21 protein-coding genes, 1 tRNA gene and 3 pseudogenes are annotated in these 24,762 nt (G+C 69.9%); 12 read left to right on the top strand and 13 right to left on the bottom strand.

All coding sequences use genetic code 11. From position 1 onward, the window contains the following. Positions 1 to 111: 111 nt before the first annotated feature. Both ABQ292_RS08710 and ABQ292_RS08705 read right to left on the bottom strand, forming a co-directional pair. On the bottom strand, positions 112 to 918 hold the full coding sequence (locus tag ABQ292_RS08710; RefSeq protein ID WP_369205295.1) for an SDR family oxidoreductase: 807 nt from the start codon (positions 916 to 918) through the stop codon (positions 112 to 114). A gap of 21 nt (positions 919 to 939) precedes the next feature. Continuing rightward, complete coding sequence (locus ABQ292_RS08705) at positions 940 to 2,262, bottom strand: M20/M25/M40 family metallo-hydrolase (RefSeq protein WP_369205293.1); 1,323 nt, start codon at positions 2,260 to 2,262, stop codon at positions 940 to 942. Between the two features lie 87 nt (positions 2,263 to 2,349). Between ABQ292_RS08705 and ABQ292_RS08700 the strand changes: the two genes are divergently transcribed. Further along, entirely contained in the window at positions 2,350 to 3,450 is a 1,101-nt protein-coding gene (locus ABQ292_RS08700; protein WP_369205291.1) for a GGDEF domain-containing protein, read from the top strand. Between the two features lie 16 nt (positions 3,451 to 3,466). Further along, positions 3,467 to 3,551 (top strand) — tRNA-Leu (locus tag ABQ292_RS08695). A 100-nt stretch (positions 3,552 to 3,651) separates the two neighbouring features. On the opposite strand, the gene ABQ292_RS08690 is transcribed toward ABQ292_RS08695, so the two are convergent. The 4 genes from ABQ292_RS08690 to ABQ292_RS08675 all read right to left on the bottom strand — a co-directional run bounded on the left by ABQ292_RS08690 (position 3,652) and on the right by ABQ292_RS08675 (position 4,852). Further along, positions 3,652 to 4,080, bottom strand: coding sequence for a tyrosine-type recombinase/integrase (locus ABQ292_RS08690; protein WP_369205328.1), 429 nt, complete (start codon positions 4,078 to 4,080; stop codon positions 3,652 to 3,654). A gap of 15 nt (positions 4,081 to 4,095) precedes the next feature. Then, positions 4,096 to 4,287, bottom strand: coding sequence for a site-specific integrase (locus ABQ292_RS08685; RefSeq protein ID WP_369205289.1), 192 nt, complete (start codon positions 4,285 to 4,287; stop codon positions 4,096 to 4,098). 74 nt (positions 4,288 to 4,361) lie between these two features. Next, positions 4,362 to 4,493 carry a hypothetical protein gene (locus ABQ292_RS08680; protein ID WP_369205287.1) on the bottom strand — a complete coding sequence of 44 codons (132 nt, stop codon included), beginning with the start codon at positions 4,491 to 4,493 and terminating at the stop codon, positions 4,362 to 4,364. Then, positions 4,490 to 4,852, bottom strand: a complete 363-nt coding sequence (locus ABQ292_RS08675) for a hypothetical protein (protein WP_369205285.1) — start codon at positions 4,850 to 4,852, stop codon at positions 4,490 to 4,492. The genes ABQ292_RS08680 and ABQ292_RS08675 overlap by 4 nt, the downstream gene beginning before the upstream one ends. A gap of 704 nt (positions 4,853 to 5,556) precedes the next feature. Here ABQ292_RS08675 and ABQ292_RS08670 point away from each other — a divergent pair. Next, complete coding sequence (locus ABQ292_RS08670; protein ID WP_369205283.1) at positions 5,557 to 6,762, top strand: glycosyltransferase family 4 protein; 1,206 nt, start codon at positions 5,557 to 5,559, stop codon at positions 6,760 to 6,762. A 171-nt stretch (positions 6,763 to 6,933) separates the two neighbouring features. On the opposite strand, the gene ABQ292_RS08665 is transcribed toward ABQ292_RS08670, so the two are convergent. Beyond that, positions 6,934 to 8,100 carry an ABC transporter ATP-binding protein gene (locus ABQ292_RS08665; RefSeq protein WP_369205281.1) on the bottom strand — a complete coding sequence of 389 codons (1,167 nt, stop codon included), beginning with the start codon at positions 8,098 to 8,100 and terminating at the stop codon, positions 6,934 to 6,936. A 253-nt stretch (positions 8,101 to 8,353) separates the two neighbouring features. Next, positions 8,354 to 10,234 carry a glycoside hydrolase family 2 protein gene (locus tag ABQ292_RS08660; RefSeq protein WP_369205279.1) on the bottom strand — a complete coding sequence of 627 codons (1,881 nt, stop codon included), beginning with the start codon at positions 10,232 to 10,234 and terminating at the stop codon, positions 8,354 to 8,356. Positions 10,235 to 10,426: 192 nt separating this feature from the next. On the opposite strand from ABQ292_RS08660, the gene ABQ292_RS08655 reads away from it, so the two are divergent. From ABQ292_RS08655 to ABQ292_RS08645, 3 genes are read left to right on the top strand one after another with little or no spacing between them, the layout of a single operon-like run. Next, on the top strand, positions 10,427 to 11,755 hold the full coding sequence (locus tag ABQ292_RS08655) for an extracellular solute-binding protein (RefSeq protein ID WP_369205277.1): 1,329 nt from the start codon (positions 10,427 to 10,429) through the stop codon (positions 11,753 to 11,755). A 15-nt stretch (positions 11,756 to 11,770) separates the two neighbouring features. After that, on the top strand, positions 11,771 to 12,721 hold the full coding sequence (locus ABQ292_RS08650; protein WP_369205275.1) for a carbohydrate ABC transporter permease: 951 nt from the start codon (positions 11,771 to 11,773) through the stop codon (positions 12,719 to 12,721). Positions 12,722 to 12,735: 14 nt separating this feature from the next. Further along, positions 12,736 to 13,635 carry a carbohydrate ABC transporter permease gene (locus ABQ292_RS08645; protein WP_369205273.1) on the top strand — a complete coding sequence of 300 codons (900 nt, stop codon included), beginning with the start codon at positions 12,736 to 12,738 and terminating at the stop codon, positions 13,633 to 13,635. Positions 13,636 to 14,036: 401 nt separating this feature from the next. On the opposite strand, the gene ABQ292_RS08640 is transcribed toward ABQ292_RS08645, so the two are convergent. Both ABQ292_RS08640 and ABQ292_RS08635 read right to left on the bottom strand, forming a co-directional pair. Beyond that, positions 14,037 to 15,161: an ABC transporter ATP-binding protein gene (locus ABQ292_RS08640; protein WP_369205271.1), complete on the bottom strand. Its 1,125-nt coding sequence runs from the start codon at positions 15,159 to 15,161 to the stop codon at positions 14,037 to 14,039. A 372-nt stretch (positions 15,162 to 15,533) separates the two neighbouring features. Further along, a complete protein-coding gene (locus ABQ292_RS08635) occupies positions 15,534 to 16,067 on the bottom strand; it encodes a sugar phosphate isomerase/epimerase family protein (RefSeq protein WP_369205269.1) in 534 nt (177 codons plus the stop codon). Between the two features lie 152 nt (positions 16,068 to 16,219). Between ABQ292_RS08635 and ABQ292_RS08630 the strand changes: the two genes are divergently transcribed. The 3 genes and pseudogenes from ABQ292_RS08630 to ABQ292_RS08620 all read left to right on the top strand — a co-directional run. Beyond that, entirely contained in the window at positions 16,220 to 17,068 is an 849-nt protein-coding gene (locus tag ABQ292_RS08630) for an alcohol dehydrogenase catalytic domain-containing protein (RefSeq protein ID WP_369205267.1), read from the top strand. Positions 17,069 to 17,266: 198 nt separating this feature from the next. After that, on the top strand, positions 17,267 to 18,280 hold the full coding sequence (locus ABQ292_RS08625; protein ID WP_369205265.1) for a UDP-glucose--hexose-1-phosphate uridylyltransferase: 1,014 nt from the start codon (positions 17,267 to 17,269) through the stop codon (positions 18,278 to 18,280). A 55-nt stretch (positions 18,281 to 18,335) separates the two neighbouring features. After that, positions 18,336 to 18,575, top strand: a pseudogene (locus ABQ292_RS08620) (galactokinase family protein); the annotation flags it as partial. A 37-nt stretch (positions 18,576 to 18,612) separates the two neighbouring features. Here ABQ292_RS08620 and ABQ292_RS08615 read toward each other — a convergent pair. Next, positions 18,613 to 18,738: pseudogene (locus tag ABQ292_RS08615) on the bottom strand (IS5/IS1182 family transposase); the annotation flags it as partial. 296 nt (positions 18,739 to 19,034) lie between these two features. Between ABQ292_RS08615 and ABQ292_RS08610 the strand changes: the two are divergent. Further along, positions 19,035 to 20,210, top strand: a complete 1,176-nt coding sequence (locus tag ABQ292_RS08610; RefSeq protein WP_369205263.1) for a family 43 glycosylhydrolase — start codon at positions 19,035 to 19,037, stop codon at positions 20,208 to 20,210. A gap of 736 nt (positions 20,211 to 20,946) precedes the next feature. On the opposite strand, the gene ABQ292_RS08600 is transcribed toward ABQ292_RS08610, so the two are convergent. Beyond that, positions 20,947 to 21,171 carry a type 2 periplasmic-binding domain-containing protein gene (locus ABQ292_RS08600; protein ID WP_369205259.1) on the bottom strand — a complete coding sequence of 75 codons (225 nt, stop codon included), beginning with the start codon at positions 21,169 to 21,171 and terminating at the stop codon, positions 20,947 to 20,949. A 346-nt stretch (positions 21,172 to 21,517) separates the two neighbouring features. On the opposite strand from ABQ292_RS08600, the pseudogene ABQ292_RS08595 reads away from it, so the two are divergent. Continuing rightward, positions 21,518 to 21,805: pseudogene (locus tag ABQ292_RS08595) on the top strand (integrase core domain-containing protein); the annotation flags it as partial. Between the two features lie 152 nt (positions 21,806 to 21,957). Here the strand turns inward: ABQ292_RS08595 and ABQ292_RS08590 are convergent. Next, positions 21,958 to 22,656, bottom strand: a complete 699-nt coding sequence (locus ABQ292_RS08590; protein ID WP_369205257.1) for a neutral zinc metallopeptidase — start codon at positions 22,654 to 22,656, stop codon at positions 21,958 to 21,960. An 853-nt stretch (positions 22,657 to 23,509) separates the two neighbouring features. Between ABQ292_RS08590 and ABQ292_RS08585 the strand changes: the two genes are divergently transcribed. Further along, positions 23,510 to 24,553: an IS110 family RNA-guided transposase gene (locus ABQ292_RS08585; RefSeq protein WP_369205255.1), complete on the top strand. Its 1,044-nt coding sequence runs from the start codon at positions 23,510 to 23,512 to the stop codon at positions 24,551 to 24,553. The last annotated feature ends 209 nt before the right edge of the window (positions 24,554 to 24,762 follow it).

Raw genomic sequence — 24,762 nt, 5'->3', positions numbered from 1 at the left:
AAGGACCCCCCGCCCCTCACCGCTCGGCCACGATCAGGGGACCTGATCATGGCGCGTCCTCCCGCACGGTGGGCGGTGCGGGAGGACGCGCTGCGGTGAGGCAGGACGCCGTCAGTGCACGGACGGCGGGCGCAGCGCCTCGGGGACGACGGCGGTCTCACCGGTCGCCGTCTTCGCGCTCGGCACGCCCTTGAACCGGTAGGGCACCGTGCCCACACCGGGCTGGATGACGTAGGCGGCGCCCGGCTCGCCCGACGTCCAGGCCATGACCATCGCGTCGGCGACCTCCGCGGCGGGGATGACCGGGAACTGCGCCGCCTCGAACTCGTGGCGGATGCGGTCGATGATCGCGGTGTCGGCGAACCCCGGGCAGATGGCCGAGATGGTGATCCCCTCGCGGGTCAGCCGCGGCGCCATCGACCGGACGAAGGCGATCGCGCCGCCCTTGGCCACGCTGTAGCCCGGGTCGGTGGGCATCGGCGAGAGGCCGGCCAGCGACGCGGTCACCACGATCGCGCCGCCCCCGGCCCGCGAGATCGCCGGGCGCGCGGCCACCGCGCCGTACACGACGCCGAAGAGGTCGACGTCGACCACGCGCATGAACTCGTCGAGGTCGAGGGCGTCGTCGCTCTTGGCCGCGGAGATGCCGGCGTTGAGGTAGGCGGCGTCGAGCCGGCCGTGCTCGGCCTCGACCTGCGCGACGACGGCCTCGTTGGCCGCGCGGTCGGTGACGTCCAGCGGGAGGAAGGAGGCGCCCAGCTCGTCCGCGGTGGCGCGGGCGCGGTCACTGTCGAGGTCGGCGAGGACCACGGTGACGTCGCGCTCGCGCAGCTTCGTGGCGAGGGCGCGGCCGAAGCCGCCGGTCCCTCCGGTGATCAGCGCGACGGAGCCGGGGCCGGCAGGTGTGGGAGAGGTCACCCCGGCATCACACCACGGGCGTCAGACCGCGCGGAGGAAGCGGTCGAGCACGCGGACGCCGAAGCGCAGCGACTCCACCGGCACCCGCTCGTCGATGCCGTGGAACAGCGAGGCGAAGTCCAGGTCGGCCGGCAGCCGCAGCGGGGAGAAGCCGAAGCAGCGCATCCCGAGGCGCTCGAAGCTCTTGGCGTCGGTGCCTCCGCTCATGGTGAACGGCACCGGGCGCGCGCCGTCGTCCTCCGCCTTCAGGGCGGCGACCATCTGCTCGACCAGCGGGCCGTCGAACGTCGTCTCCACGGCCTGGTCGTGGACGATCCACTCCCGCTGCACGCCCTCGCCGACGAGCGAGGCCAGCTGGCGCTCGAACTCCTCCTGCTGACCGTGCAGGAAGCGGCCGTCGACGGTGGCCGAGGCGGTGCCGGGGATGACGTTGGCCTTGTAGCCGGCCTCGAGCATCGTCGGGTTCGCGGTGTTGCGGAGGGCCGCGCCGATCATCCGGCTGATGCTGCCGAGGCGGGCGAACGCCTCCTCCGGGGAGTCGGGGTCGATCTCGATGCCGTAGGCCTCCTCGACGGCGGCGAGGAATCGCCGCATCGGCGGGGTGAGCACGGTCGGCAGACGGGTGGACCCGATGCGCGCGACGGCCTGGCACAGCCGGGTGACGGCGTTGTCGTCGTGCACGAACGAGCCGTGCCCGGGCCTGCCGGTCGCGGTCAACCGCATCCAGGCCAGCCCCTTCTCCGCCGTCTGCACGAGGTAGAGGCGCAGGTCGTCGCGGACGGTGATGCTGAAGCCGCCGACCTCGCTGATGGCCTCGGTGCAGCCCTCGAAGAGGTCGGGCTGCTCGTCGACCAGCCAGCGGGCACCCAGCTTGCCGCCGGCCTCCTCGTCGGCGACGAAGGCCAGGACGACGTCGCGGGGCGGCCGGACGCCGGTGCGCGCCCACTCCCGCACCAGCGCCAGGACCATGGCGTCCATGTCCTTCATGTCGACGGCGCCGCGGCCCCAGACGTAGCCGTCGCGCTCCTCGCCGGAGAACGGGTGCACGCTCCACTCGGCCGGGTCGGCGGGGACGACGTCGAGGTGGCCGTGCACCAGCAGCGCCGGGCGGCTGCGGTCCGCGCCGGGGACGCGGGCGACCAGGCTGGCCCTCCCCCGCTCCGACTCGAGGATCTGCGAGTCGATGCCGACCTCGTCGAGCTTGCCGGCCACCCACTCCGCGGCGCGGCGCTCGCCGGCGCTGGTGGCGGTGTCGCCGGTGTTGGTCGTGTCGATCCGGATGAGGTCGGACAGCAGCTCCGCCACCTCGTCCTGGGCGCGCGGGGCGGACGTCGTCTCGGGCATGCTGCCGATCGTGCCACCGGTTCCGCCGGTCACCCCGCCGGGTGAGCGGCACTGGACCCGGCCCCGGCCGCTGCCGATGCAGCGGGCATGGAGATCCCGGCGGCGATGCGAGCGCGCGACCCCGCAGCGGCGGCGCACTCGTCGACGCTGATCCTGTCGGTCAGCGCGGCGGTCGTCGCCGGCTTCGCCGTCCTCACCCAGCGCGACGCGGGCCCGGCCGTCCTGGCCGCCCATGGCGCGGCCGTGATCGCGCTGGTGGGCGTCGCCTGCGCCTGCCGGCTGACCACGGCTGACCGCTACGACCGGCTGGGTCTGGGGTTGCTCACCGCGGTCGGTGGTGTCGTCCTGATCTGCGCGCTCAACCTGGTCTCCGCTGACGCGTCGGCCGCCGCACAGGCCTTCTTCGCCTTCCCGGTGCTGTGGGCCGGCTCCCACCTGCGTCCGGCGGGGGTCGTCCTCGCCACCGGCGCCGCCCTGTGGGGCGAGGCGACGACGCTCTTCGTCCTCACGCCGCCGCTCGCCGCCGCCGTTGACCTGATGTTCTTCGGGGCGGTCCTCGTGGTCCTCGCGGTGATGCTGGTCCGCAGCGGCCGGGTGCAGCAACGGCTCGTCGACGCACTGCGCTCGCAGGCCCGGGTCGACGCGCTGACCGGGCTGGTCAACCGGCGGGTGTTCGACGAGGCCCTGGCGGGGGCGCGGACGCAGCGGACGGCGTCGGGGACGGCGCTGCTGCTCATCGACGTCGACACCTTCAAGCAGATCAACGACGCGCACGGTCACCCGGTCGGCGACGCGGTCCTGGTGCACCTGGCCCGGATCCTGCGGGAGCAGGTGCGCGGCGCCGACGCGGTGCTCTCCCGGCTCGGCGGCGACGAGCTGGCCGTCCTGCTGCCGGACTGCCCGGCGGCGGTGGCGGCGGCCCGGGCCGCGCAGGTGCACGAGGCCGTCCGCTCGACGCCCCTGACGCTGGCCGACGGGACGCTCCTGTCGCTGTCGATCAGCCTCGGGCTGGCGCACACCGCCGGGCAGGCGGCCGACGTCGAGGAGCTGTACTCGGCGGCCGACCGGGCGCTCTACCAGGCCAAGCGGGCCGGCCGTGGACGGGTGGCGGTGGCCACGGCCGGGCTCCCGCGGCAGGCGGCGGAGCCGGAGCAGGGGGTGCGCCACCGCGCCCCGGCGGTCGGGTAGTCTCTGAGCCGCACTCGTCCGGGTGGCGGAATGGCAGACGCGCTAGCTTGAGGTGCTAGTGCCCTTTATCGGGCGTGGGGGTTCAAGTCCCCCCTCGGACACAGCACCGCCCCGGTGTTCCTACAGGTCAGGGTCCCGGGGCGCTTCCATGTCCGGCCCAGATGACCCTCGTGATACCTGTTTGATACTTGTCCCCTCGTCTCAGCCCTCCAGCAGGGCGGCGAAGCGGTCGGCGGCTTCACGGCCCATGCCGGGGTGGACGTGCTGGTAGACGGTCAGCGTGATGGTGGCGCTGGCGTGCCCGAGACGCTCGGAGACGACCTCCACCGGGACGCCGTCGGCCAGCAGCGGAGTGGCGTGGGTGTGCCGGAGGTCGTGCAGCCGGATCACCGGCAACTGGTCCTCCCCCAGCGCCTTGCGCGCCCGCGCGAGCTGGCCGGCGAAGCGTCGGGAGAACCTCTCCGGATGCCGGTGGGTGCCGTCGAGGTTGCTCAGCACGACCGCCGTGTCACGCACCAGGTCTGAGCTCACTCCGCTGCGGGCGGTCCGGTAGGCGCGGAGCGCGGCCACCGTCCCTGCGTCGAGGTCGACGACCCTCGACTGACCGGTCTTCGTCGGCCCCTCGACCAGTTCTTCGCCAGCGCCCTAGTGCTTGACCGTGCCGACGCTGCGGCGGACCGCGATCCGTGCGGCGCCGATGTCGACGTCCCGCCAGCGCAGGGCGAGCGCCTCCCCGCGGCGCATCCCGGTCGCCGCCAGCAGCCGCCAGCACATGGCCAGGTCGGAGTCGTACGAGTCCGCCCAACGGAGGAACCGGCGAGCTCGGTCGCGGTCCACGCCTGCATCTCGGGCGGACGGGCCTCGGCCGGGCTCGGTGGGGTGGACCGGTCGGTCGGATTGACCGAGAGCCGTCACGGCTTGACCGCATCGCTGAGCGCCGACCGCAGGATGGTGAAGACGTAGCGCACCGTTCGGGCGGAGGGACCACCTGTGCCGTCGGCCCGGCCGGTTGCCTCCAGCTTCCGCATCCAGGTGTCGATCATCGGGCCGGTGAGGCGCGTGACCGGGTGCGCTCCGAGGGGGGGGCGATGTGCAGCCGGATGTTCTTCAGGTAGGACGCGCGCGTCGAGGGACTGAGACGTTGCGTCTGCATCCACTCGGCGAGGTAGGCGTCCAGACGCTGCTTGGACGGCTCGACCCACTCCCCCAGATCGGTCTTGCGGATCTCGGCCCGCAGGGCTGCAGCAGCATCCCTCCTGCTCGCAAGACCTCGCTTGAGGACGACCCGAGTTGTTCCGTCCTCCCGCTGCACGGCGTACTTGATCAGGAAACGCGGGCCGGCCCTCGTCCGGTACTCACTGATTCCGCCGTCGCCCTTCTGGCGTCGCCGTGGTCCGGCCATCGACCGCCTCCCCCGTCATCGCTCCTCGAGGGACCTGGCATGTCGCCGCAGAAGTCGCCCCCCTGTCGGCCTACTGGGGGCGGAGCCCGCATAGCTGCCGGACCGGCGATCTGTGGACGGGAAGACAGCCTGTGGAACACGCGACCAAGGACGACGTAGCCCCGGGGCCCGCACTGGAACCCCAGCCCGTGTCCTTCAGTCCTTCCCCAGTAGTCGAGCGACGTGGTCGGGCCAGGCGATGGTCCTGCCCCATCAGCTGAGTCGACACGGGTCACTGGCGCGCTGACCGAGGCGGATCAAGCCGTGCCCCTCGACGCCGTTGACCCTCAGTCACCTTCGTGACATTCGCCGTCGTCCGCGGTCGTGCTGTTTCCGCAGGTCGCAAGGCCGCAGCGTCCGCAGTCGTTCGGGCCGGGTACGGGCTCGTCCGGACCGCGTTGCCGTACCGGTTGCTGTAGCCCTCCCCCGCGCCCGGGAGCGTCGTCCACTGTGCCCAGCAGTTCAGTGCTGAACCCGGGCGGACGCCTGATGCACTCCCGGCTGGCAGGACGGATACATCCTCCAGTCCTTCTCCGGCCAGCTCCCCGAAGTCGTTCGCCACACCGAGCGCGCCCCCCGCTGGACAACTCCCACGATTGGTGGTGGTGTTCGTCCCCTCGTCGACAGGACGAGGCGCGGTTCACCGGGCCCAGTGAGGGGTGGTCGTGAAACCGGCGGTGTGCCTGTTCACCGACAGCACGGCCCCGTCCGGTGTGGGCGAGCACATCCTGACCCTCGCGGACGAGCTGCAGGAGAGTTTCACGCTCTCCCTCGTCTGCCCGCCGAGCCCAAGCGGCTCGCGGCTGCTCGAGCGCGCCCACGCGCTCGGGGTGAGGACCGCGGAGATCCACGTCGGCCGTCCCGACAGCGAAGCCGAGCTGGCCGCGTTCCTGAGCGACGTCCGAGTGGAGCTCTTCCACTGCCACGCCGGAGTGATGATCGAGGGATACGCCGGGGTGCGTGCGGCCCGGCAGGCCGGCGTCCCCGCGGTGGTGCGCACCGAGCACCTGGCCGAGCCCTCCGCCGTGTTTCCCACCGACGAACTGCCCGACCTCCTGCACTCGCCGTACCACCACCCCGACCGGCGGCTGTCCGACGCAGAGGTGGCGGAGCTGGTCACGGTTCTTCAAAGGGAGTACCTGGACGTCGTCGAGCTCGTCGACCGCGTGATCTGCGTGTCGGAGGGCGTGCGTGACAGCTTCCTCGAGGTGGGGGTCGAGCAGGCGAAGCTGCGCGTCGTGCGCAACGGGATCCGGCCGTCGCGCGGCGGGGTGAGCGCGGAGAACGCTCGCGGCCGCCTGCACCTGCCCCCGGAGCGGCGGATCGTGCTCAGCGTCGGCCGGATGGTCGAGTTGAAGGGGCACCGCTTCATATTGGGCGCTGTGGACGAGGTCGTCCGGAGCCGGCCGGAGGCGGTGTTCCTGTGGGTCGGTACCGGGCCGCTCGAGACCGAACTGCGCGAGGGGGTGCGGATGATGGGCCTCGATGAGTGGGTGTGGTTCGCCGGGGAGCGCTCGGACGTCCCTGACCTCATGGCCGCCGCGGACGTCTTCCTCCTCGCGTCCACCGTTGAGGGGCTGCCGCTCGTCGTGCTCGAAGCGATGGCAGCCGCCCGCCCCGTCGTGGCGACCCGCGTACCCGGGACCAGCGAGGTCGTGATCGACGACGTCACGGGCCGGCTGGTCGAGCGGGGAAGACTGGACGGCACGGGCGACACCGACGCGCTCGCAGCCGCCATCCTGGAGCCGCTGGAGGACCGGAAACTCGCGTCCGCCTGGGGCAGCGCGGGCCGGGCGCGCGTACAGCGCGAGTTCAGCAGCGAGCGGATGGCGCGGCAGACCGCGGAGGTCTACGTCGAGCTGCTGCGCTGAGGCCCACCGGTCCCGCACTGGAGACGACCACCGGGCGAACACCTCACTGCTCCAGCGTTGGCCCTCCCCCGGCTCTCCGCAACACCGATGCGGGAGGCTCGCCTCCGGATCGCCACATGGGAGCGGCGTCCTCGCTTCGTCCGGAGAGGTTCACGGGTGGTCTGGAGAGGTTCAGGGGTGCCAGAGCGCGCGGCCGGTGACGGCGTCGAAGACGTGGGCGCTCGACGCCTTGACCGCGACTGTCACCGCGGCACCGGGACGAATCACGGATCGCGGTGGAAAGAACGAGCGCAGCGTCGCGCCACGTGACTTGTCGCCGGACACTTCGCTGCCCCGGGCTGTGATCGGCGGGCCGCCGACTGCGACCGTGACCACGTTTCGTCGACCGGTGTACTCGGCCTCCCGCACTACCGCGGCCAGGGCCACCGAGTCCGGGTCGTTGCCGGCCGTGGGGTCGTGCACGTCCTCAGCTCTGAGCCCGAGTACCACCTCACGGCCCACGTGGTCACGAAGCGGCGGCGGAACCGCCCGCCACAGCGGCAGTGTCCTGTTGCCCACGGTGAACGCGGCCTGCCCGCCGGCGGACACCAGCCGGGCGGGAAGCAGTCCGATCGGCGGGGTGCCGACGAACCCGGCCGCGAACAGGTCCACCGGCCGCTCATACAGCTCGCGAGGTGTGCCCACCTGCACCACGGCGCCGTCGTGCAGCAGGGCGACCCGGTCGGCGACCGCGAGTCCTTCGGCTTGATCGTGGGTGACGAAGAACGTCGTGGCTCCCAGCGAACGGACGATGTGGACGATCTCCTGACGCACTCTGGGGCGCTCCGCGGCATCCAGGCCCGCGAGCGGCTCGTCGAGCAGGAAGACGTCCGGGCGCTGCACGAGAGCGTGCCCGATGCCGACCAGGCCGCGCTCGCCCGTGGACAAGTCGTCCGGACGGCGGGGCAGTAACCGGCTCAACCGCAGTTGCCGGGCGAGGTCCTTGACCCGCTCCTTCACCTCGGTATCCGGTAGCCGCTGCGCGCGCAGCCCCCACCCGAGATTGCGGGACACGTCGAGAAAGGGAATGAGCGCCGAGGTCTCGAAGACCATCGCCACGCGTCGCTCACCGGGCGGCAGCTCGGTGACGTCACGGCCGTTGATAGTCACAGTGCCGGACTCGACCTGGTTGAGCCCGGCGAGCACCCGCAGGAGGCTGGACTTGCCGCTTCCTGAGGAACCGAGCACGACGAGCAGTTCCCCGTCGGCCGCCCGGAGCGTCACGTCCCGCAGCACCTGTCTGCCGTCACGGATGACGGTCACGTTCTTGAGCCATGTGCCGCTCATCGGGTCGCCCATCCGCCGCCTCCACCGCCCGGGCCGCTGCCCGACCGATGATCCACGACGCTGGGCGCTGCGGTGGGCGGAGTCTGCTGAGTTCGGGCAAGCCGAGGCCATCCGGGCTGCCCCTGAACGTCACTCGTCCCGCCTAACGACCTCGTGCATGGTCAGCCGCGAGCCGTCATCGATCTCCTGTGGTGCGGGAGTCGACGGTGCGGGCCTGCTCCCGGCACCCGGTCGATCCAGGTCGGATCAGCGGACACCCACGAGGTCATTCGTCCGGCGTACCGAAGGTCGAGGGGGGCTCGTCGAGTGCAGTGTCCGTGCGGCCGGTGACGATCCGGAAGATGTCCTCGACAGGGAGCTTCGGCGTTCCGTCAGCGAACACGAGCCCGTTGGTCTCCTGCCCGGTGTCCATGAACTGCGTGTAGCAGAATCCGACGATGTCGGTGCTGGCCCGGAGCGCCTCGAAGAGCCCCGAGAGACGGCCGGCGTACTCGTCCGTCGACTCGACCTGGTCGTAGCCCCAGGACTCCTCCTGCTGCGAGAGCGAGATGCCGCCGAACTCCGTGATCATCAACGGAGCCCGGCCGTCGAGGAATCGTTGTCGTTGCGCGTCGTTCAGGATCGGCCGTCGCCCCTGCGGGCCGTGCCCGGTCAGGACCGCGCGGAGGGCCGCCTGGTTGTCGAGGTAGCGGGCGCGTAGCTGGTCGGGGTCGACGGTGTAGTCGTGCAGCCCGAGGATGTCGCTGTCCACGTGCTCCCACCCCTCGTTGGAGACGGCCGGACGGCTCGGGTCCAGGGCCCGCGTCAGGCTCACGAGGGACTGCGAGAACTGCTGCTGAGCCGGGACGGTGGCGATGTCCTGCACTCCCCAGCTCTCGTTGACGGGGACCCACACCACGACCGAGGGGTGGCTGCGGTAGCGGCGGACGATCTGCATCCACTCGGTGGTGAGCAGGGCGATCGCACCCACCGAGAACTCGTAGGCCCCGGCCGTCTCCCCCCATACCAGCAGGCCGAGCCGGTCAGCCCAGAAGAGGAACCTCGGATCCTCGGCCTTCTGGTGGATGCGGACCGCGTTGAACCCCATCGCCTTGATCAATTCCACTTCGGCGCGCAACTCGTCGTTGCCGCGCGAAGCGAGGTGGGTCTCAGGTCGGTAGCCCTGGTTGAGCACGGACCTCGTGTAGTAGGGCTGCCCGTTCAGGTTGAAGGAGGCTTCGCCGACCGACACCTCCCGCAGACCCAGGTAGCTGGCCACCGTGTCGACCGGCTGCCCGGAGTCGCGGTCGCGCAGCACCACCTCCGCGTCGACGAGGTGCGGATGCTCCGGGGCCCACAACAGACGCGCGCGGTCCTGACCGTTGCGCACCGCCGGTACGGCGATGTCGATCTGGGTGACCTCCTGCCGTAGCACGCACCTGGCCTCCCCGAGGACCTCCTCGCCGAGGCTCAGCGTGACCTCCAGCTCGAGCGGAGTGGCCGGCGTGGCGGCCAGCGTGACCTCCCCACGGACCACGGCGGACGACGCGTAGAAGGTCCACGCGACGTCGACGACCGCTGGGACCGGGACCGTCTCGAGCCAGACCGGTTGCCAGATGCCGGTCGTGCGCTCGTACCAGATGCTGTGCGGCTTCTCCCTCCAGTCCTGCTTGCCTCGGGGCTGGTGGAGGGCGCGGGGGTCGTCCTCGGCCCGGACCACGAGGACGTGCTCCTCCGGACCCTGATCCTGGCTGGTCGCCAGCGCGTCGGTGACGTCGGCGGTGAAGGGCGTCTGGCCACCGACGTGCTCGGCGACCAGCTGTCCGTCGAACCAGACCTGGGCGCTGTGGTCGACGGCACCGAAGTGCACGAGGACCCGACGTGTGTCACCGCCGTCTCCGGCGAGGACGTCGTGCGGGATGACCCGGCGGTACCAGACGACAGGGTGGAACTCACGAGCCCCCACCCCTGAGGCGGGCGACTCCGGGGGGTAGGGCACCTGGATGCTCTGGTCGAACGCTTCGGCGCTCGAGGGGTGGAACCACCGCGAAGCGATCCCCTCGCGGGCGTCGTCGTGAGCGAACTGCCAGGTGCCGTCAAGGCTGGTCCACGCCTCCCGGCACATCATGGGTCGGGGATGAGAACCGTCCTGCTGCGTCGCCTTCACGAGCGGGCTCCTCCGTTGCGTCGACGAGCAGTCGCCGTCACCTGGCCCGCATCAGCGCACACGGGGAGAACCATAGAGGCCCGATGTCCGGGTCAAACGTCTCACCCAACGACGAGTGCCAGGTTGCCGTCGATCAACGACCGTGTGACAGTCATCAGGTTCGGCTCATCGCGCTAGACTGGATGTCCCTTCATGACTCAGTTCTCGCGTCGCCAGTTCCTCGCCGCGGGGGGGAGTGTCTCGCTCGCCGTCGCGATGTCGGGGTGCTCCACACCGATCGGGAGCAGCCTCACCGGCGCGCAGCCGAGCACGGCCGACGTCATCTTCTGGCACCTGTTCGGCGGCGGCGACGGCGAGAACATGGCGACCATGATCGAGGCCTATCGCGAGTCGTCCGGCACGTCGGTCGAGTCCTCGCTGCTCTCCTGGGGCAACCCCTTCTACACCAAGCTGGCGCTGTCGACGGCGAGCGGCCGCCCGCCCGACGTGACCGTCGCCCACCTGTCCCGGGTGCCCCTCCTGGCGCAGGCCGAACTGCTCGAGCCCGTCGCGGACCAGTTCGCCGCCGCGGGGATCACCGAGGACAAGTTCACGCCGGCCGCCTGGGAGAAGGCCACGGTGGACGGCACCACGTACGCGGTGCCGATCGACACCCACCCGTTCGTGCTGTACTACAACACCGAGCTGGCGCAGCAGGCCGGCCTGCTCGACGAGACCGGCGAGAACCTCAAGCCCATGAGGAACAGCGACGACTTCGTCGCCACCCTCCAGGCGATGAAGGACTCGACCGGGAACGAGTACGCGGCGGTCGCGTCGATCACGGTGGACCCCTCGACCTGCTGGCGCCTCTTCCTGATGACCTACTCCGGTCTGGCCGGACCGATCGTCGAGGACCTCGGCACCCGGGTCACGATCGACCGCGCCGCGATGGAGGAGTCGTTCGCCTTCCTGCAGGGCCTCACCGGGGACCTGGGACTGATGCCGCGCACCGCCACGTCGACGACGTCGTCGACCCTCTTCAGCAACGGCGAGGTCGGCTTCCTCTTCGACGGCGTGTGGCAGATCCCGACGTACCGCGAGGTCGAGAGCCTCGACTTCAACGTCGTGCCCTTTCCCGCACTCCTCGGCCCCGAGCCGGTCGCCTACGCCGACTCGCACGCACTGGTCGTCCCGACGAGTCCCGGACGCTCTGCCGCGCGGACCGAAGATGCCGTGCGCTTCGTCAAGGGCTTGCTGGACCAGAGCTCGACCTGGGCGGACGGCGGGCACGTCCCCGCCTGGTTACCGGTGCAGGAGAGCGAGGAGTTCCTCGAGCTCCAGCCGCAGAGCAACTACACGGAGGCGGCCTTCAACGCGGTGTACGACCCGCCGGGTTGGTACACCGGAGCGGGCTCGGACTTCCAGACCGCCATGGGCTCCGTCGTCGCCAGCGTGCTCACCGGGGCCACCGACCCCGCGGGTGGCGTCGACGCCCTGACCAGCAGCCTGCAGACGTTCTCCACCGCCCGGCCACCCGTGTAGGACGGAGACCGCGCCATGACCGCCACCGCTCTCCCCGCGCCCAGGACAGGGGTCGAGGTCGGGGACCGCGCTGCCACCGCGGGGAAGCCCCCGCGGTCGGAGAACCGGGCGGGCTGGCTGTTCGCCACCCCGTTCCTGGCCCTCTACCTCGCCTTCCTCATCGGCCCGGTCGTCATCGGCCTGCTGATCAGCCTCTTCAACACCACGACCGTGAGATCCGGCATCGGCAGCTGGGTCGGCTTCTCGAACTACGCCGACGTCCTGACCAACGCCGACTTCTGGGCCTCGATGTGGCACTCGGCGCTGTTCACGCTGCTGACCACACCGATCCTGGTGCTGCTGCCGCTGCTGTTCGCCGTCCTCGTCTCGCGCCTGGCCCGCGGCCAGTGGTTCTACCGGCTCGCCTTCTTCGCCCCGTACGTCGTGCCCTCGGCCGCGGTGTGCCTGATCTTCGCGTTCATGTACACGCCCGAGACCGGGCTCATCACCAACGCCTTCGGCTGGTTCGGGCTGACCGCCCCCGACTTCTTCGGCAGCACCTCGGGTGCCTGGTTCGCCGTGGTCCTGCTCACCGTGTGGTGGACGTTCGGCTTCAATTTCATCCTCTACACCGCGGCCATCCAGGAGATCTCGGAGGAGGTCTACGAGGCGGCGGCGCTCGACGGCGCCGGGCCGTGGCAGCAGATCCGGATGATCACCGTCCCCATGCTGCGCCCGACCATAGGCCTGGTGCTGATCTTGCAGGTCCTCTCGTCCCTGAAGGTGTTCGACCAGATCTACATCCTGCTGACCGGCGGCCCGAACTACACGACGCGTCCGGTCATCCAGTACATCTTCGACACCGGGTTCTCGGCCTATCGGGGCGGCTATGCGGCCGCCGCGACGATGGTCTACTTCGTGGTCCTGGTCCTCGTCAGCCTCGCCTGGTTCCTGGTCCGGCGGCGCAACAACTCCGCGAACGCCTGAGGGGAGCTCGGACGATGGCGACAGCCGTGGCCGCGCCTGCGGCCGACACCGCTCGCTCCGGCACCCGGCGCTCGAGCCGGGGCGGCGAGCAGGACCGGAGCGGGAAGCTGTTCAACCGGCTCGCCGCCACGTGCGTGACGCTCTTCGCGCTCATCTGGCTGGTCCCGTTCCTGTGGGCGCTGATCACGTCGCTGCGGCCCAACGACGAGATCGCGGCGAACCCCACGACCCCGTGGTCGAGCAACTGGAACCTCGACGCGTACAGCTACGCGTGGAACTCGAGCCCGCTGGGCTGGTGGTACGTCAACAGCTTCATCATCTCCACCCTGACGGTCGTCTTCACCGTGGTGGTCTGCTCGATGGCCGCCTTCGCCCTGGTGAACCTCAACTTCCGCGGGAAGTACGTCCTGTTCGGGCTCATCCTGGCCGGCCTGATGGTGCCCGTCGAGGCGCTCGTCCTGCCGCAGTTCCTGGAGTTCCGCGCCATCGGCCTGCTGGGGACCTACTGGGCGGTCATCCTGCCCTCGGTCGCCCTCCCCGTGGCCCTGTTCGTCTTCCACTCGTTCATCAAGGCCATCCCGGTGGCCCTCATCGAGGCCGCCCGGCTCGACGGTGCCAGCTGGTGGCGGATCTACTCGCAGATCGCCATGCCGCTGTCCCGGCCGGCGATCTCCGCGGTGGCGATCCTGACGTTCATCACGTCCTGGAACGCCTTCCTCTGGCCGCTGCTGGTGCTCACCCAGACCAAGTCGCAGACCATTCCGGTCGGGCTCAGCAGCCTGGTCGGCGGTTCAGCGATCCAGTACGCCGAGACCATGGCCTCCGCCGTCCTGGGCATCCTGCCGCTACTCGCCGTCTTCCTGGTCCTTCAGCGCCAGATCGCCCAAGGGGTTGCCAACACCGGCATCAAGTAGCACCAAGGACGTCCTTCTCGAGACGGCCCCGCGGAACGCCATCGCAGAGCTCTCGGCCGCGCGCGTGCGGCTTCGTGCTGCGCCGCCGGGTCATCGTGGAGGCCGTCACCGAGGTCGACGGCGCCCGCCGCGCCGGCTACTGGGGCCCCCCACTGCGGATCGGGGCCCGACCAGAGGTCACCGTCGTGGAGCTACGGTCACCTCGCAGCTGAGTCCTGCCCCCGCCATTCTCTCCGAGTCCGGGAGCAAGATCGCCGCACGGCTTGATGCCTCGAGACAGGCGGCTCTCGATCCAGCCCGACAGCATTGGGGGCACGCCGCTCCGGCGGCGTCCAGGGATCGCGCCGAACCCGTACGGCCATCACAGGAGCCCTCACTGTGAGGCTGGAACAGGCACGGCGTCAGGCTCGGGCGACGCCGGCAACGTCGCCGGAGACCCGGCGACCGGACTCGGACGAGAAGACGTAGGCCTCGTCCGGATTGATCTCGATGTGCACGGTCTCGCCCTTCATGGGCGGCCGGCGCGCGTCGACCCGCAGCGTCAGCAGCTTGTCGCCCTCCTTGGAGCGGGAGGTGTGCATCGTCCCGTAGGCGTAGGCGTCCGAGCCGAGCTCCTCCACGACGACGACCTCGAACGGATAGCCCTCGCCCTCGCCGACCAGCCGCACCGACTCCGGCCGGAAGCCCAGCGTCGCGGTCGTGCAGTTGTCCGCCGCCAGGGCGGCCATGGTCTGCCGTGGCAGCGCGAAGGAGTGGTTGCCCAGCACGGCGCCGTCCTGGTCGAGGTCGACCTCCACCAGGTTCATCGCCGGTGAGCCGATGAAACCCGCGACGAAGATGTTGTCAGGCTTGTCATAGAGGTTGCGGGGCGTGTCCACCTGCTGCAGGTATCCGTCCTTGAGCACGGCCACCCGGTCGCCCATGGTCATGGCCTCGACCTGGTCGTGGGTGACGTATACCGTGGTGACGCCGAGCCGGCGCTGCAGGGCCGCGATCTCGGTGCGGGTCTGCACCCGCAGCTTCGCGTCGAGGTTGGACAGCGGCTCGTCCATCAGGAACGCCTGCGGGTTGCGGACGATCGCCCGACCCATCGCCACGCGCTGCCGCTGACCACCGGACAGGGCCTTGGGCTTGCGGTCCAGGTACGGCTCCAGGTCGAGGATCTTCGCGGCATCCACGACCTGCCTGCGGATCTCGTCCCGGTTCATCCTGGCGATCTTCAGCGCAAAACCCATGTTGTCCGCGACGGTCATGTGCGGGTAGAGCGCGTAGTTCTGGAACACCATCGCGATGTCCCTTTCCTTGGGCGCGACGTGCGTGACGTCTCGCTCCCCGATGCGGATGGTGCCCTCGGTGACGCTCTCGAGGCCAGCCAGGGCCCGCAGCGCCGTGGACTTCCCGCTGCCGGACGGGCCGACCAGGACGAGGAACTCGCCGTCGGCGATGTCGAGGTCCAGCGCGTTCACCGAGGGCCGTTCGGCTCCGGCGTACTGCACGGTCGCGTGGTCGTAGGTGATGGCAGCCATGACGTGTCCTCCCTCAGCGGCCGAACGAGGCCGGGTTGGTCCTAGCTGGTGCAGCCGTGGCGTCCCAGGCGGAACGCAGATCGCTTCGGAGCGACGCGCAGAGTGCTCATGTTGGAGCGTTGTCGGGAACGACCACGTCGAGGTAGCGCCGTACGACCGAGGCGATGACGTCTGCCCCGAGGACGCCCGAACGTCGGCGTTGAACATCTCGACCTCGATGTCGCCCCGGTATCCGGCCGCGTCGACAGCCGTGGCGAATGGCGGGAGTCGATGCTGCCGTCGCCCATGTAGCCGCGGGCCAGGAGGACGTCGGCTCGGAGCGGCAGAATCCAGTCGCAGACCTGGAAGGACGCGATGCGCGACCCGGCCCGCTCAATCAAGCGCCCGACGTCCGGATCCCAGCAAGCGCGGAAGGTGTCGACGACCACCCCGACCTGCTCCCGCGGGAACTCCTCCGCCAGGTCCGATGCCTGGCCCAGGGGCGAGAGCACAGCCCGGTCGGCGCAGTCCATAGGATGCAGCGCCTCCAGGGCGAGCTGTACTTTGGTCACCAGTGTAGGGGGCGAGCTCGCCGAGCGCATCCCGGACATGATCCCGCGCCCCACGCAGGTCGCGGGAACCCGTCGGCAGACCGCCGACGACCATCACGAGGCACTCGGCCTGGAGCGTGGCCGCCTCGTCGATCGCCCGCCGGTTGTCGTCCAGCGCCCTCTCCGCCGGCAGGCTGGCGGTGAGGAAGCCGCCGCGGCACAGCGAGGACACTCGGAGGCCCGCGTCGTGAGCCAGGCGGGCGGCACGCTGGAGTTCGACCTCGGACACCGATTCTCGCCACAGCCCCACGGCCTCGAGTCCGGCGGCGCGGACACCCTCCACCACTTCGGGGAGGGACCACGTGTCGACCGTCATCTAGTTGATCGACAGGCGCCGCAGCCGGACGTCCTGGTCCGAGCACCCGCCTGGCACGCTCGTCATCACGACGAGCCACCTGGGCGCAGAGGCGAGCGGAGAGCACAGCGGAACCCGGCCGGAGCTCGCTCCGAGACGGCGGAGGAGAGCAGATGACCGTGATGAACGGCGTCCGGCTGCCCGGTGACAGCACCGTGCAGCACGTGAAGGTCGGCGTGCCGGAGCCGGGGCACGGTCAGGTGCTGCTGCGGATGAAGGCGTCCTCGATCTGCGGGAGCGACATCCGGGCCATCTACCGCGAGCACCTGGGCACCGGGCCGGAGGCCTATCAGGGGGTCATCGCCGGCCACGAGCCGTGCGGCCAGGTCGTCGCCGTCGGCCCCGGCGCCCGGCGGCTGCAGCCCGGCGACCGCGTGGTCGTCCACCACATCGCCGGCTGCGGCGTCTGCGAGGAGTGCCGCGCCGGCTACCTGATCGGCTGCACCTCACCGCTGCGCGCGGCGCACGGCTGGCAGCGCGACGGCGGGCACGCCGAGTACCTGCTGGCCGAGGAGGCGACCTGCATCCTGCTGCCCGAGCCGCTGTCCTACGTCGACGGCGCGCTCGTCTCGTGCGGCTTCGGCACCGCCTACGAGGGTCTGCTGCGGTTGGCGCTGTCCGGGCGGGACCGGCTGCTGATCACCGGGCTCGGGCCGGTCGGGCTGGCGGCCGCGATGCTCGGCCGGGCGCTGGGTGCGGGGCCGATCATCGCCACCGACGTCGCACCCGAGCGGCTGCGGATGGCCGAGGAGCTGGGCCTGGTCGACCACGCCGTCCCGGCCGACGAGCGGGCCACGGCGACGATCCGGGAGCTCACCGACGGCCGCGGCTGTGCGGCGAGCATCGACTGCTCCGGCAGCGGTGCCGCCCGCACGGTAACCCCGGGGAACACCCGAACCTGGAGCGGTGCGCCTTCGTCGGTGAGGACGGCCAGATCTCCTTCCCGGTCTCCGAGCTGCTGATCCACAAGCAGATCACGCTGCACGGCTCCTGGGTGACCTCCCTGCGGCACATGGAGGAGTTGCCGGAGCACCTGGTGCGGTGGAACCTGCACCCCGAGCGCATCGTCACCCACCGGTTCACCCTCGACCAGGCCGATGAGGCCTACCGCGTCGGCGACCGGGGCGCCGCACACCGCGCCAGTCCGTGGGAGGTAGGGAGTGTTCGCCGCATCGCACCGCCGGCTCAACCGGCTCACCGGTGAGTGGGTCCTGGTGTCCCCGCACCGCACCGCCCGGCCGTGGCAGGGGCAGGTGGAGGAGGTGGCGGCCGACCAGCGGCCGGCCTACGACCCGGCCTGCTATCTCTGCCCGGGCAACGGGCGGGCCGGCGGGGCGCGTACTCCGGAGTACGACTCCACCTACGTGTTCGACAACGACTTCGCCGCGCTGACACCGGATGTGGCCCCGGAGGAGGACGACCGCAAGGGCCTGCTGATCGCGCAGAGCGAGCGCGGGATCTGCCGCGTGGTGTGCTTCTCGCCGCGGCACGACCTGACGCTGGGGCAGATGCCGGCCGAGGCGATCCGCACGGTGGTCGACACCTGGGTCGACCAGTACCTCGAGCTCGGCAGCCTCGACTGGGTCCGCCACGTGCAGATCTTCGAGAACCGCGGCGCGATGATGGGGGCGTCCAACCCCCATCCGCACGGTCAGATCTGGGCCAACGAGCGGCTGCCCAATGAGCCGGCGAAGGAGCTGGCCCAGCAGCGTGCCCGCGCCGACAGCGGCGGATGCTTGCTCTGTGACTACCTCGACGTCGAGCTGGACGACGGCGAGCGCATCGTGACCGGCAACGAGCACTTCACCGCGCTCGTGCCCTTCTGGGCGGTCTGGCCGTTCGAGACCCTCGTTCTACCCCGTGCCCACGCCGGCGCCCTGCCAGACCTCGGCCCCGACCAGCGCAACGGGCTGGCCGACATCCTGCGGCGCCTGACCCGCCGCTACGACCGGCTCTTCGGTGTCACGTTCCCGTACTCGATGGGCCTGCACCAACGGCCCACCGACGGCGACCCGCACCGCGGCTGGCATCTGCACGCGCACTTCTACCCACCGTTGCTGCGCTCGGCGACGGTCCGCAAGTTCATGGTCGGCTACGAGCTGCTCGGCCAGCCCCAACGCGACATCACCCCGGAGACCGCCGCGCAGCGGCTGCGCGAGCTGCCGGAGGACTGAGACCGATGGGCCGCGAGGACCTTCGCACCGAGGAGCTGCGCACCGGTTCGAGCGGGCCTTCGATGCGCCACCAGAGCTGGTGGTGCGCACGCCGGGTCGGGTGGACCTGATCGGCGAGCACACCGACTACAACGACGGGTTCACGCTGCCGGTCGCCCTGGACCTGGGCACCGACGTCGCGGTCGGGCGTCGCCCCGACGGGCTGCTGCGGACCGTCGCACGCGAACTGGACGCCACCGACACCCGGCCGATCGACGCCCTGCGCCCGGCCGAGGGGCCGGGGTGGGCCCGCTGAGTCGCCGGGGCCGCGGCGCTCCTGCGCGAGAGCCGTGGCACCCTGCCCGGCGCCGGCCGTGGGTGCCTCGTCGCCGGCGCTCGGCGGCCAGTAGGCCCGACACGAAGTGCACGGCCTCCTCGGCGACCTAGAATGCGGCGGTGTAGGTGACAGGATCGGACACAGCAGGACCTCGGGTGGGGAAGACAGTCTGTGAGAAGACGGCCCTCCTATCGAGGTCCTGCGCTCTTCCGATCATCTCGCCGCCCGCAGCGTGTCCCTGATCTGCCGATCTCCGGCTACTGGGAATGGTTCAGCGGGCCGCCCCGCGGCGACCGCGAGGGTCGTGGGGGCAGATCGCCGCCTCGGGCAGCTGTCTGCCGTGTGCATCTCCTCGACTGTGTCAGCGGCGGCGATGGTGGTGCCGTGGAAGCGCTGAGGCACCAATAGCGCTACTGAAGAGGCCCGGCGAGGGGGCACATGCGTGTCGTCGCCGACCATTGCGCGAATACGACTGACAGCAAGCTGGCGAAGCAGCGAATCGATCAACTGATGAGCTGTCATCTGCTAGAGTCGATGCCCATGCGGGCAGACAGGGAACACGACTTTGCGGGTCTCCGGATCGACGACTTCTATAGGCCGATCATTCCTCATCCGGCGCCCGACGTCACAGACCAGGGCGACCCGTATCTGCTGACCGTCCCTCGGTCGTGTGCCAGCAGCTACTCGTACTACCTTTACCATACGGACGTTTCCCGCGAGGGTGACCGGATCGCCGTCTATGGTAGCCACGACCTGCGGCAATTCCAGTACCTTGGAAAGGCACTGCAGGCGGATGCACCGATGAGCGAGCATTGGGCTCCTTGCGTGGTGTACGACGCATCGGCCAGGCGATACAACATGTTCTACTCACGGAGCACACCCCACCAGTCGAATGCAGACATCGGGCAGCGGCTGCGCCGGGCGGTGGCCGACAGGCCGGAAGGGCCGTTCATCGACCAGGGCGAGATGCCCCTGGAGCTGGAGACGGACTTCGCCATCGATGCGGACGTCTACCGGAGACACGAACAGCAATCGGGTCGCTCAGCACACTTCCTCGCGTACGTCGTGGAATTCTGGAACGAAACACGCGTCGGCGTGGGGATCGTCGAGGTGAAGCTGAGTCCTGACCTCGCTCGGCCCGTGTCAGCTCCGCGCGTCCTCGTCAAGCCCAGCCTGGACGTCCAGATGTACGAGCGCGACCGCTCGATGCCCTGGCAGATTGGCAAGCGGGATTGGGCCGGCGGCGAAACGGTCGACTGGCACTGCATCGAGGCGCCCATCGGTGGACTGGTATCTCCGGCCGGCAGCCCCTATTACCTGAATAGTTACGGCAGCTACAAGGATGAATCGTATGCTGTTGGTGCGATCCGCGAAGAGGCGGATGGCAGTTTGACAGATCTAGCAGTGCAAGGTCATGCCGTGCTGAGAAGTGGCATGCTGCCGGGCATCTCGAGTGCCGGGCATCCATCAATGGTGACGCCCAACCTGCTGGTCTCGCACGGACGGTTCAGTCCTGATGGTGAGCGGCAGGCCTTCTTCGTGCCTCTGCTCTGGGACGACGAGGATCGTCCTTTCTGCCCGAACCGGGATCAGCTCGCACACATGCTCCAGTAGGAGAAGCGCGAGCCGGCCTCCGCGGCATCACCTTGCACACCCTCGACACTCCGCCGCGAGCTTCCTGCTCGCGGCCGGAACCCACACCAAGGTCGTCCGGGAACACCTCGGGCACTCGTCGTGCGCCATCACGGCGGACATCTACAGCCACGTGAGTCCGGCCCAGCAGCGTGAGGCAGTCGATCGTCTCGATCAAGCGCTTTGCTGGTGACCGTTGCTGTCCCTCGAGCCGCGTTGCTGTAGGCGTGCAAGAGGCGGGCCACCCTCGTCGGTGACCCGCCTCCGACCTTCGGTTTCGCAGTCGGGCTGACAGGATTGAACCTGCGACCCCTTGACCCCCAGACGTCGGCCGCGGGTTCGCGACCGTTCGTCCACGTTCATTTGCGCAGGTCGATCGGCATACGGAACGACAGCGGACGATGGCGGACCAGCCCGAACTGGGTGCGATGGTGGTCAATATGGTGGTCAAGAGTCCCCGCCGCGACCTGCCTCTGTGCCGATCTCCGGGCCTCGTTTCGCCTGTCGCGGAGCGTGACGATGTCTCGGAGGGTCATACCCTTGAGCGGCATCCCGGCCGGCGAGTGCCGTTGTGCGCTGTGCCGCAGGTACGAACCCGGTGGTCAGGCAACTGCGCCCCCCTGCGCGGCCACCGCCTGCCCCGCGGTCACCAGGGCGGAGCGCAGCCAGAGGTGCGCCGGATCGCCATGAAACGCGGGGTGCCACCAGAAGACCTCGGTCAACGGCATGGCCTCCCACGGGCAGGGCAGCTGACGAACCCCAGCCGCCGTTCCCAAGGGTCAGCGAGCCGCGCCTGAACCAGCGCCACGCGCTCGGTCCCGGCCACGAGGAAAGGGATCGCCAGGAACGTCTCGGCGACGATGTGGACGTCGGGTTCGACGCCCAGCAGCGCAGCGCCCGTCGAGGTGGCCAGCTGTTCAGCGAGCGGGGTCAGACTCGACATGTTGCCCTCCCGTAGCAGCAACTCGTCACCGACCGCGCCAGGACCCGCCACCACGCGAGCTACGGCGTCCGCCTCTCCTGATCAGCGATCTACAACTGAGTATCAGGCGTCCGATGATCCAGCTTTCGGCCGTCGTTCTCCCGCACGCCCGTGATCTCGTCTCGCAAGTCCGACGGCGCTTGAACATCGCGGCTCACAGGGCCTAGCGTGAACCGTCGGCAGCCTCAAGGAGATGACGATGACAAAAGGGCCGTCCTCTTCAGATGGACGACCAGCAGTCGGTCCTGCCGCGCGGGCAACTTCCGCTTCTTCGTACTCGCGATGGCGAACGCCCAGTTGAACGTGATCGCAATTTCGCTCCCATGCCTACGTCCGGGCCCTGCGGGACGCGCAGCTGCGCGGCTCGATGGGCCAGGTCCGTGCCTGCGCGGACAACGCCGCCATGGAGTCGTTCTTCAGCCTGCTGCAGAAGAACGTCCTGGAACGCCAGCGCCGGCCCACCCGGGAGCAACCACGCCTGGCGATCGTCGTCTGGATCGAGAAGACCTATCACCGCCGCCGGCGCCAAGACACCCTCGGACGCCTGACCCCCATCGAGTTCGAGACACTGACCCAGACCGCTCACGCGGCCTGACTCCACCTACCGAACCGAGTCAACCGAACCCTGGGCAGTCCCTACTATCGGCTCCCGGCGGCTCAGCTTGGCACAGAGTTGGGTAGCCGAGGGCATCTCGGCGTCGGCTACCCAACCCTGATGTGGTATCGCTGTGCGGTGTTGCCTCGCTGCTAGGGCAGGCAGCCGTTCGGGCCGTTCAGCACGCCGTAGTTGTACGCGTCCACGCGCTGGCTGGTGTCGCCGTGGCTATCAGGGTCGGTCCACGGCGTCTCGTCCGCGAGTGCGTCCAGAGTGTCGAAGAGCTCCTGATCGTCGCCTGCGTCCCACAGCATGGATCCGTCCGCGGTGGCGCCGGCGAGCGCGGCTCCGGCAAGGCAATCAGCCTGCAACTCATCCGCCACTGCCTGATATGGCAGGTCGAGCCGCGCCTGCACGGCGTGTCCCCACTCGTGAGCGACCACGAGCCAGATGAATGAGTCCCCCACGTCTTGATTGTTGAGGAGGTTGTAGTCCGCGATGATGTAATCTCCTTCGCCGCAGTACCAGGCGTTCAGCGGCGGAAGGTCCTCCTGGCCGCACGTCAGCTGCTCGACATTGCTGTCGTAGAGGCCGGGAACTCCGATCGACGACCCGGGCAGCAGTTCAGGTGACGTGTAGGAGCCAGTGAAGTAGTCGGTCCAGTGGTCGGCCCAATACTGGTTCACCACCGCGGCGGCGTCTGTGAACTCCTGATCCGGAGACGCGTCACTCGGGCCGGGAAGCTCCTGAGCAAGCGCAGGTCCTGCCGACATGGCCAGGACCGTGGCGGCGCCGACGGCCGCCCCGGCCTTCACCGCGAATCCCTTCAGCCGGAAGCTGGTGATGGACATGGGTTCCTCCTCGGGTAGATGCTGACTTACTGTCTGAGTTGAGACGCAAATGCCCTTCAGCGGACCAGGAAGGGACTCACTGCCGACTTGCTTCAGATCTACGCAGGTACGAGACGCAAGAACTATCACTGATGCAGCAGAAGCTGAACCGCGCAGGAGCTGATCGGAGTCGCACCACCCCGTGCTCGGTGATCGCCCGATTCCGGCTCCTGTAGCTGACGAACACCGACGCCATCGACCCCTCTCCCTCACCGGCTCGTTGTCGCGGTCGCCTCGATGTGGCGGCGAGGCAGTCCCGACGGAGCGATCAGCTCACTCACTCATAGGAGGCACTCAGCGAGGCTCCAGATACACGCCGTCGCTGGCGGTCCTCAACTCGCCGAGGCAGGTCAGCGGTCACTGAGGTTTTCTCACCAGCCATGACCGCCTGATTGGCGTCGCTGCAGGTCGTCGCCGGGGTTCATGAAGAGGGCGCGGGCTCTCGAGGTGAAGATCGACTCGCCAAAGACCGATCTCCTCTCCCCGGGAGCCCGCTGTGTCTCATCGTGCCCGCCTCGATGTGTCCGCACCGGTGTTGAAGGCGGTGACCGGGTGGGTCGCCCGGCGCCGCCGCCGGCCGGGATCGCGGCCCGGTCAGCGGCGGGGTGCTCGCGGGCGTCACCGGCGAGGCTCGACCCTTTGCTGCCCGCCGTGTCTGTCGTGGCCTCCGCAATGAGTGCCCGCCGGTGACGTCCGTCGGGGTTCGGGCGGTTGACGCTTGATAGGAGCGTGGGGCCGCGGCGGCCCGCAGGTGCATGCGCTGCGCCCGGACACCGGCGATCCGCGAACTCGTTGCGACGCGGAAGGAGCCGGTGTGCTCGCCGGAATCGACACCCATGAAGACACCCTCGCCGTCGCCGTCATAGACGACGCCGGGCGCCCGGTGGTGGTCACCGAGGTGGCCAACACCGAGGCCGGCTTCACCACCCTCGAGCAGCTGCTCACCGAGCACGCGGTGACCCGGGTGGGCATCGAGGGCTCGGGCAACTACGGCCGCGGCGCCGCCGTGCACCTGGTGCTCACCGGCGGGAGCGAGGTGGTCGAGGTGCCGCCTTCGCTGACCAGCTGGGAGCGCTCCGGTCGGCCGGGGGCGGGCAAGACCGACCCGGTCGATGCGGTCGCCATCGCCCGGATCACCGCCCGCGAACCCGGCCTGCCGGCGGTGCGCCTCGCGGTCGGTCAGGCCGCGGATCTGCGGGCGCTGGCTGACTACCGCGCCCAGCTGGTCGCTGAGCGCACCGCGCTGGCCAACCGCACCCACACCGAGCTGCACGGCTTGGTGCCCGGCTACCAGGCCCAGATCCCCCGGCTGACCGCGCCGACCTTCATCGCCGCGGCCAAGGGCCTGCTCGCCGACCAGACGAGCGTGCGGGCCCTGCTGACCCGCCGCCGGCTGATTCGCCTGGCCGAGCTGACCGCTGAGATCGGCGAGGTCGTCGGCCTCATCACCGCCGCGGTGGCCGAGGTCGACACCGGCCTGACCGGCCTCTACGGCCTGGGCCCGGTCGGTGCGGCCACCATCCTGGGCGAGGTCGCCGACGTTCGCCGCTACCGCTCCCGGCACGCGTTCGCCGCCGCCAATGGCACCGCCCCGCTGCCGGCCTCTTCCGGGCGCACCACGAGGCGTCGGCTCAACCGCTCGGGCAACCGCACGCTCAATCGGGTGCTCTACACCATGGCGATCACCCAGATCCGCGCCGACACCGAAGGCCGCGCCTACTACCTGCGCAAACGCGCCGAAGGCAAGACCGGACGGGAAGCCCTGCGCTGCCTGAAACGACAGCTCCCCGACGTGGTCTACGAGACGCTGCACGAAGACCTCGCCGCCGGACGCGCACCGGCCGCGGCAGGACGGTGAGTGCGGCAGCGGCAAACGGGACGCGTCTTCACGGCCGAAGCCAGCTGCGCGACAGGCTTCCAGTCCCAGGCCTGCTCTTCGCTACGGCCAGTCCACCGCACCCACCGCCAGCCGAAACGCTACCGCCGAGCCCTTGCACATAGGAGGCCACTGATGACGGCGTATCTGGCGGTATCAGGATGCCTCCTGAGGTCCAACCGCACTCCCCC

The sequence above is a fragment of the Geodermatophilus maliterrae genome (genome assembly GCF_041018925.1).
Taxonomy (GTDB): Bacteria; Actinomycetota; Actinomycetes; order Mycobacteriales; family Geodermatophilaceae; genus Geodermatophilus; species Geodermatophilus maliterrae.
Note: the sequence above shows the minus strand (reverse complement) of the source record. Positions and strands in the feature narration are given on the sequence as shown.

What these genes read in the sequence shown, in the direction of transcription:
- ABQ292_RS08700 (WP_369205291.1), top strand. Translation starts at nt 2,350, where the DNA reads ATGGAGATCCCGGCGGCGATGCGAGCGCGCGACCCCGCAGCGGCGGCG.
- ABQ292_RS08640 (WP_369205271.1), bottom strand. Translation starts at nt 15,161, where the DNA reads ATGGCTGCCATCACCTACGACCACGCGACCGTGCAGTACGCCGGAGCC.
- ABQ292_RS08600 (WP_369205259.1), bottom strand. Translation starts at nt 21,171, where the DNA reads ATGTCGAGTCTGACCCCGCTCGCTGAACAGCTGGCCACCTCGACGGGC.
- ABQ292_RS08630 (WP_369205267.1), top strand. Translation starts at nt 16,220, where the DNA reads ATGACCGTGATGAACGGCGTCCGGCTGCCCGGTGACAGCACCGTGCAG.
- ABQ292_RS08665 (WP_369205281.1), bottom strand. Translation starts at nt 8,100, where the DNA reads ATGGGCGACCCGATGAGCGGCACATGGCTCAAGAACGTGACCGTCATC.
- ABQ292_RS08650 (WP_369205275.1), top strand. Translation starts at nt 11,771, where the DNA reads ATGACCGCCACCGCTCTCCCCGCGCCCAGGACAGGGGTCGAGGTCGGG.
- ABQ292_RS08610 (WP_369205263.1), top strand. Translation starts at nt 19,035, where the DNA reads ATGCGTGTCGTCGCCGACCATTGCGCGAATACGACTGACAGCAAGCTG.
- ABQ292_RS08635 (WP_369205269.1), bottom strand. Translation starts at nt 16,067, where the DNA reads ATGACGGTCGACACGTGGTCCCTCCCCGAAGTGGTGGAGGGTGTCCGC.
- ABQ292_RS08645 (WP_369205273.1), top strand. Translation starts at nt 12,736, where the DNA reads ATGGCGACAGCCGTGGCCGCGCCTGCGGCCGACACCGCTCGCTCCGGC.
- ABQ292_RS08675 (WP_369205285.1), bottom strand. Translation starts at nt 4,852, where the DNA reads ATGGCCGGACCACGGCGACGCCAGAAGGGCGACGGCGGAATCAGTGAG.
- ABQ292_RS08655 (WP_369205277.1), top strand. Translation starts at nt 10,427, where the DNA reads ATGACTCAGTTCTCGCGTCGCCAGTTCCTCGCCGCGGGGGGGAGTGTC.
- ABQ292_RS08705 (WP_369205293.1), bottom strand. Translation starts at nt 2,262, where the DNA reads ATGCCCGAGACGACGTCCGCCCCGCGCGCCCAGGACGAGGTGGCGGAG.
- ABQ292_RS08590 (WP_369205257.1), bottom strand. Translation starts at nt 22,656, where the DNA reads ATGTCCATCACCAGCTTCCGGCTGAAGGGATTCGCGGTGAAGGCCGGG.
- ABQ292_RS08680 (WP_369205287.1), bottom strand. Translation starts at nt 4,493, where the DNA reads ATGATCGACACCTGGATGCGGAAGCTGGAGGCAACCGGCCGGGCCGAC.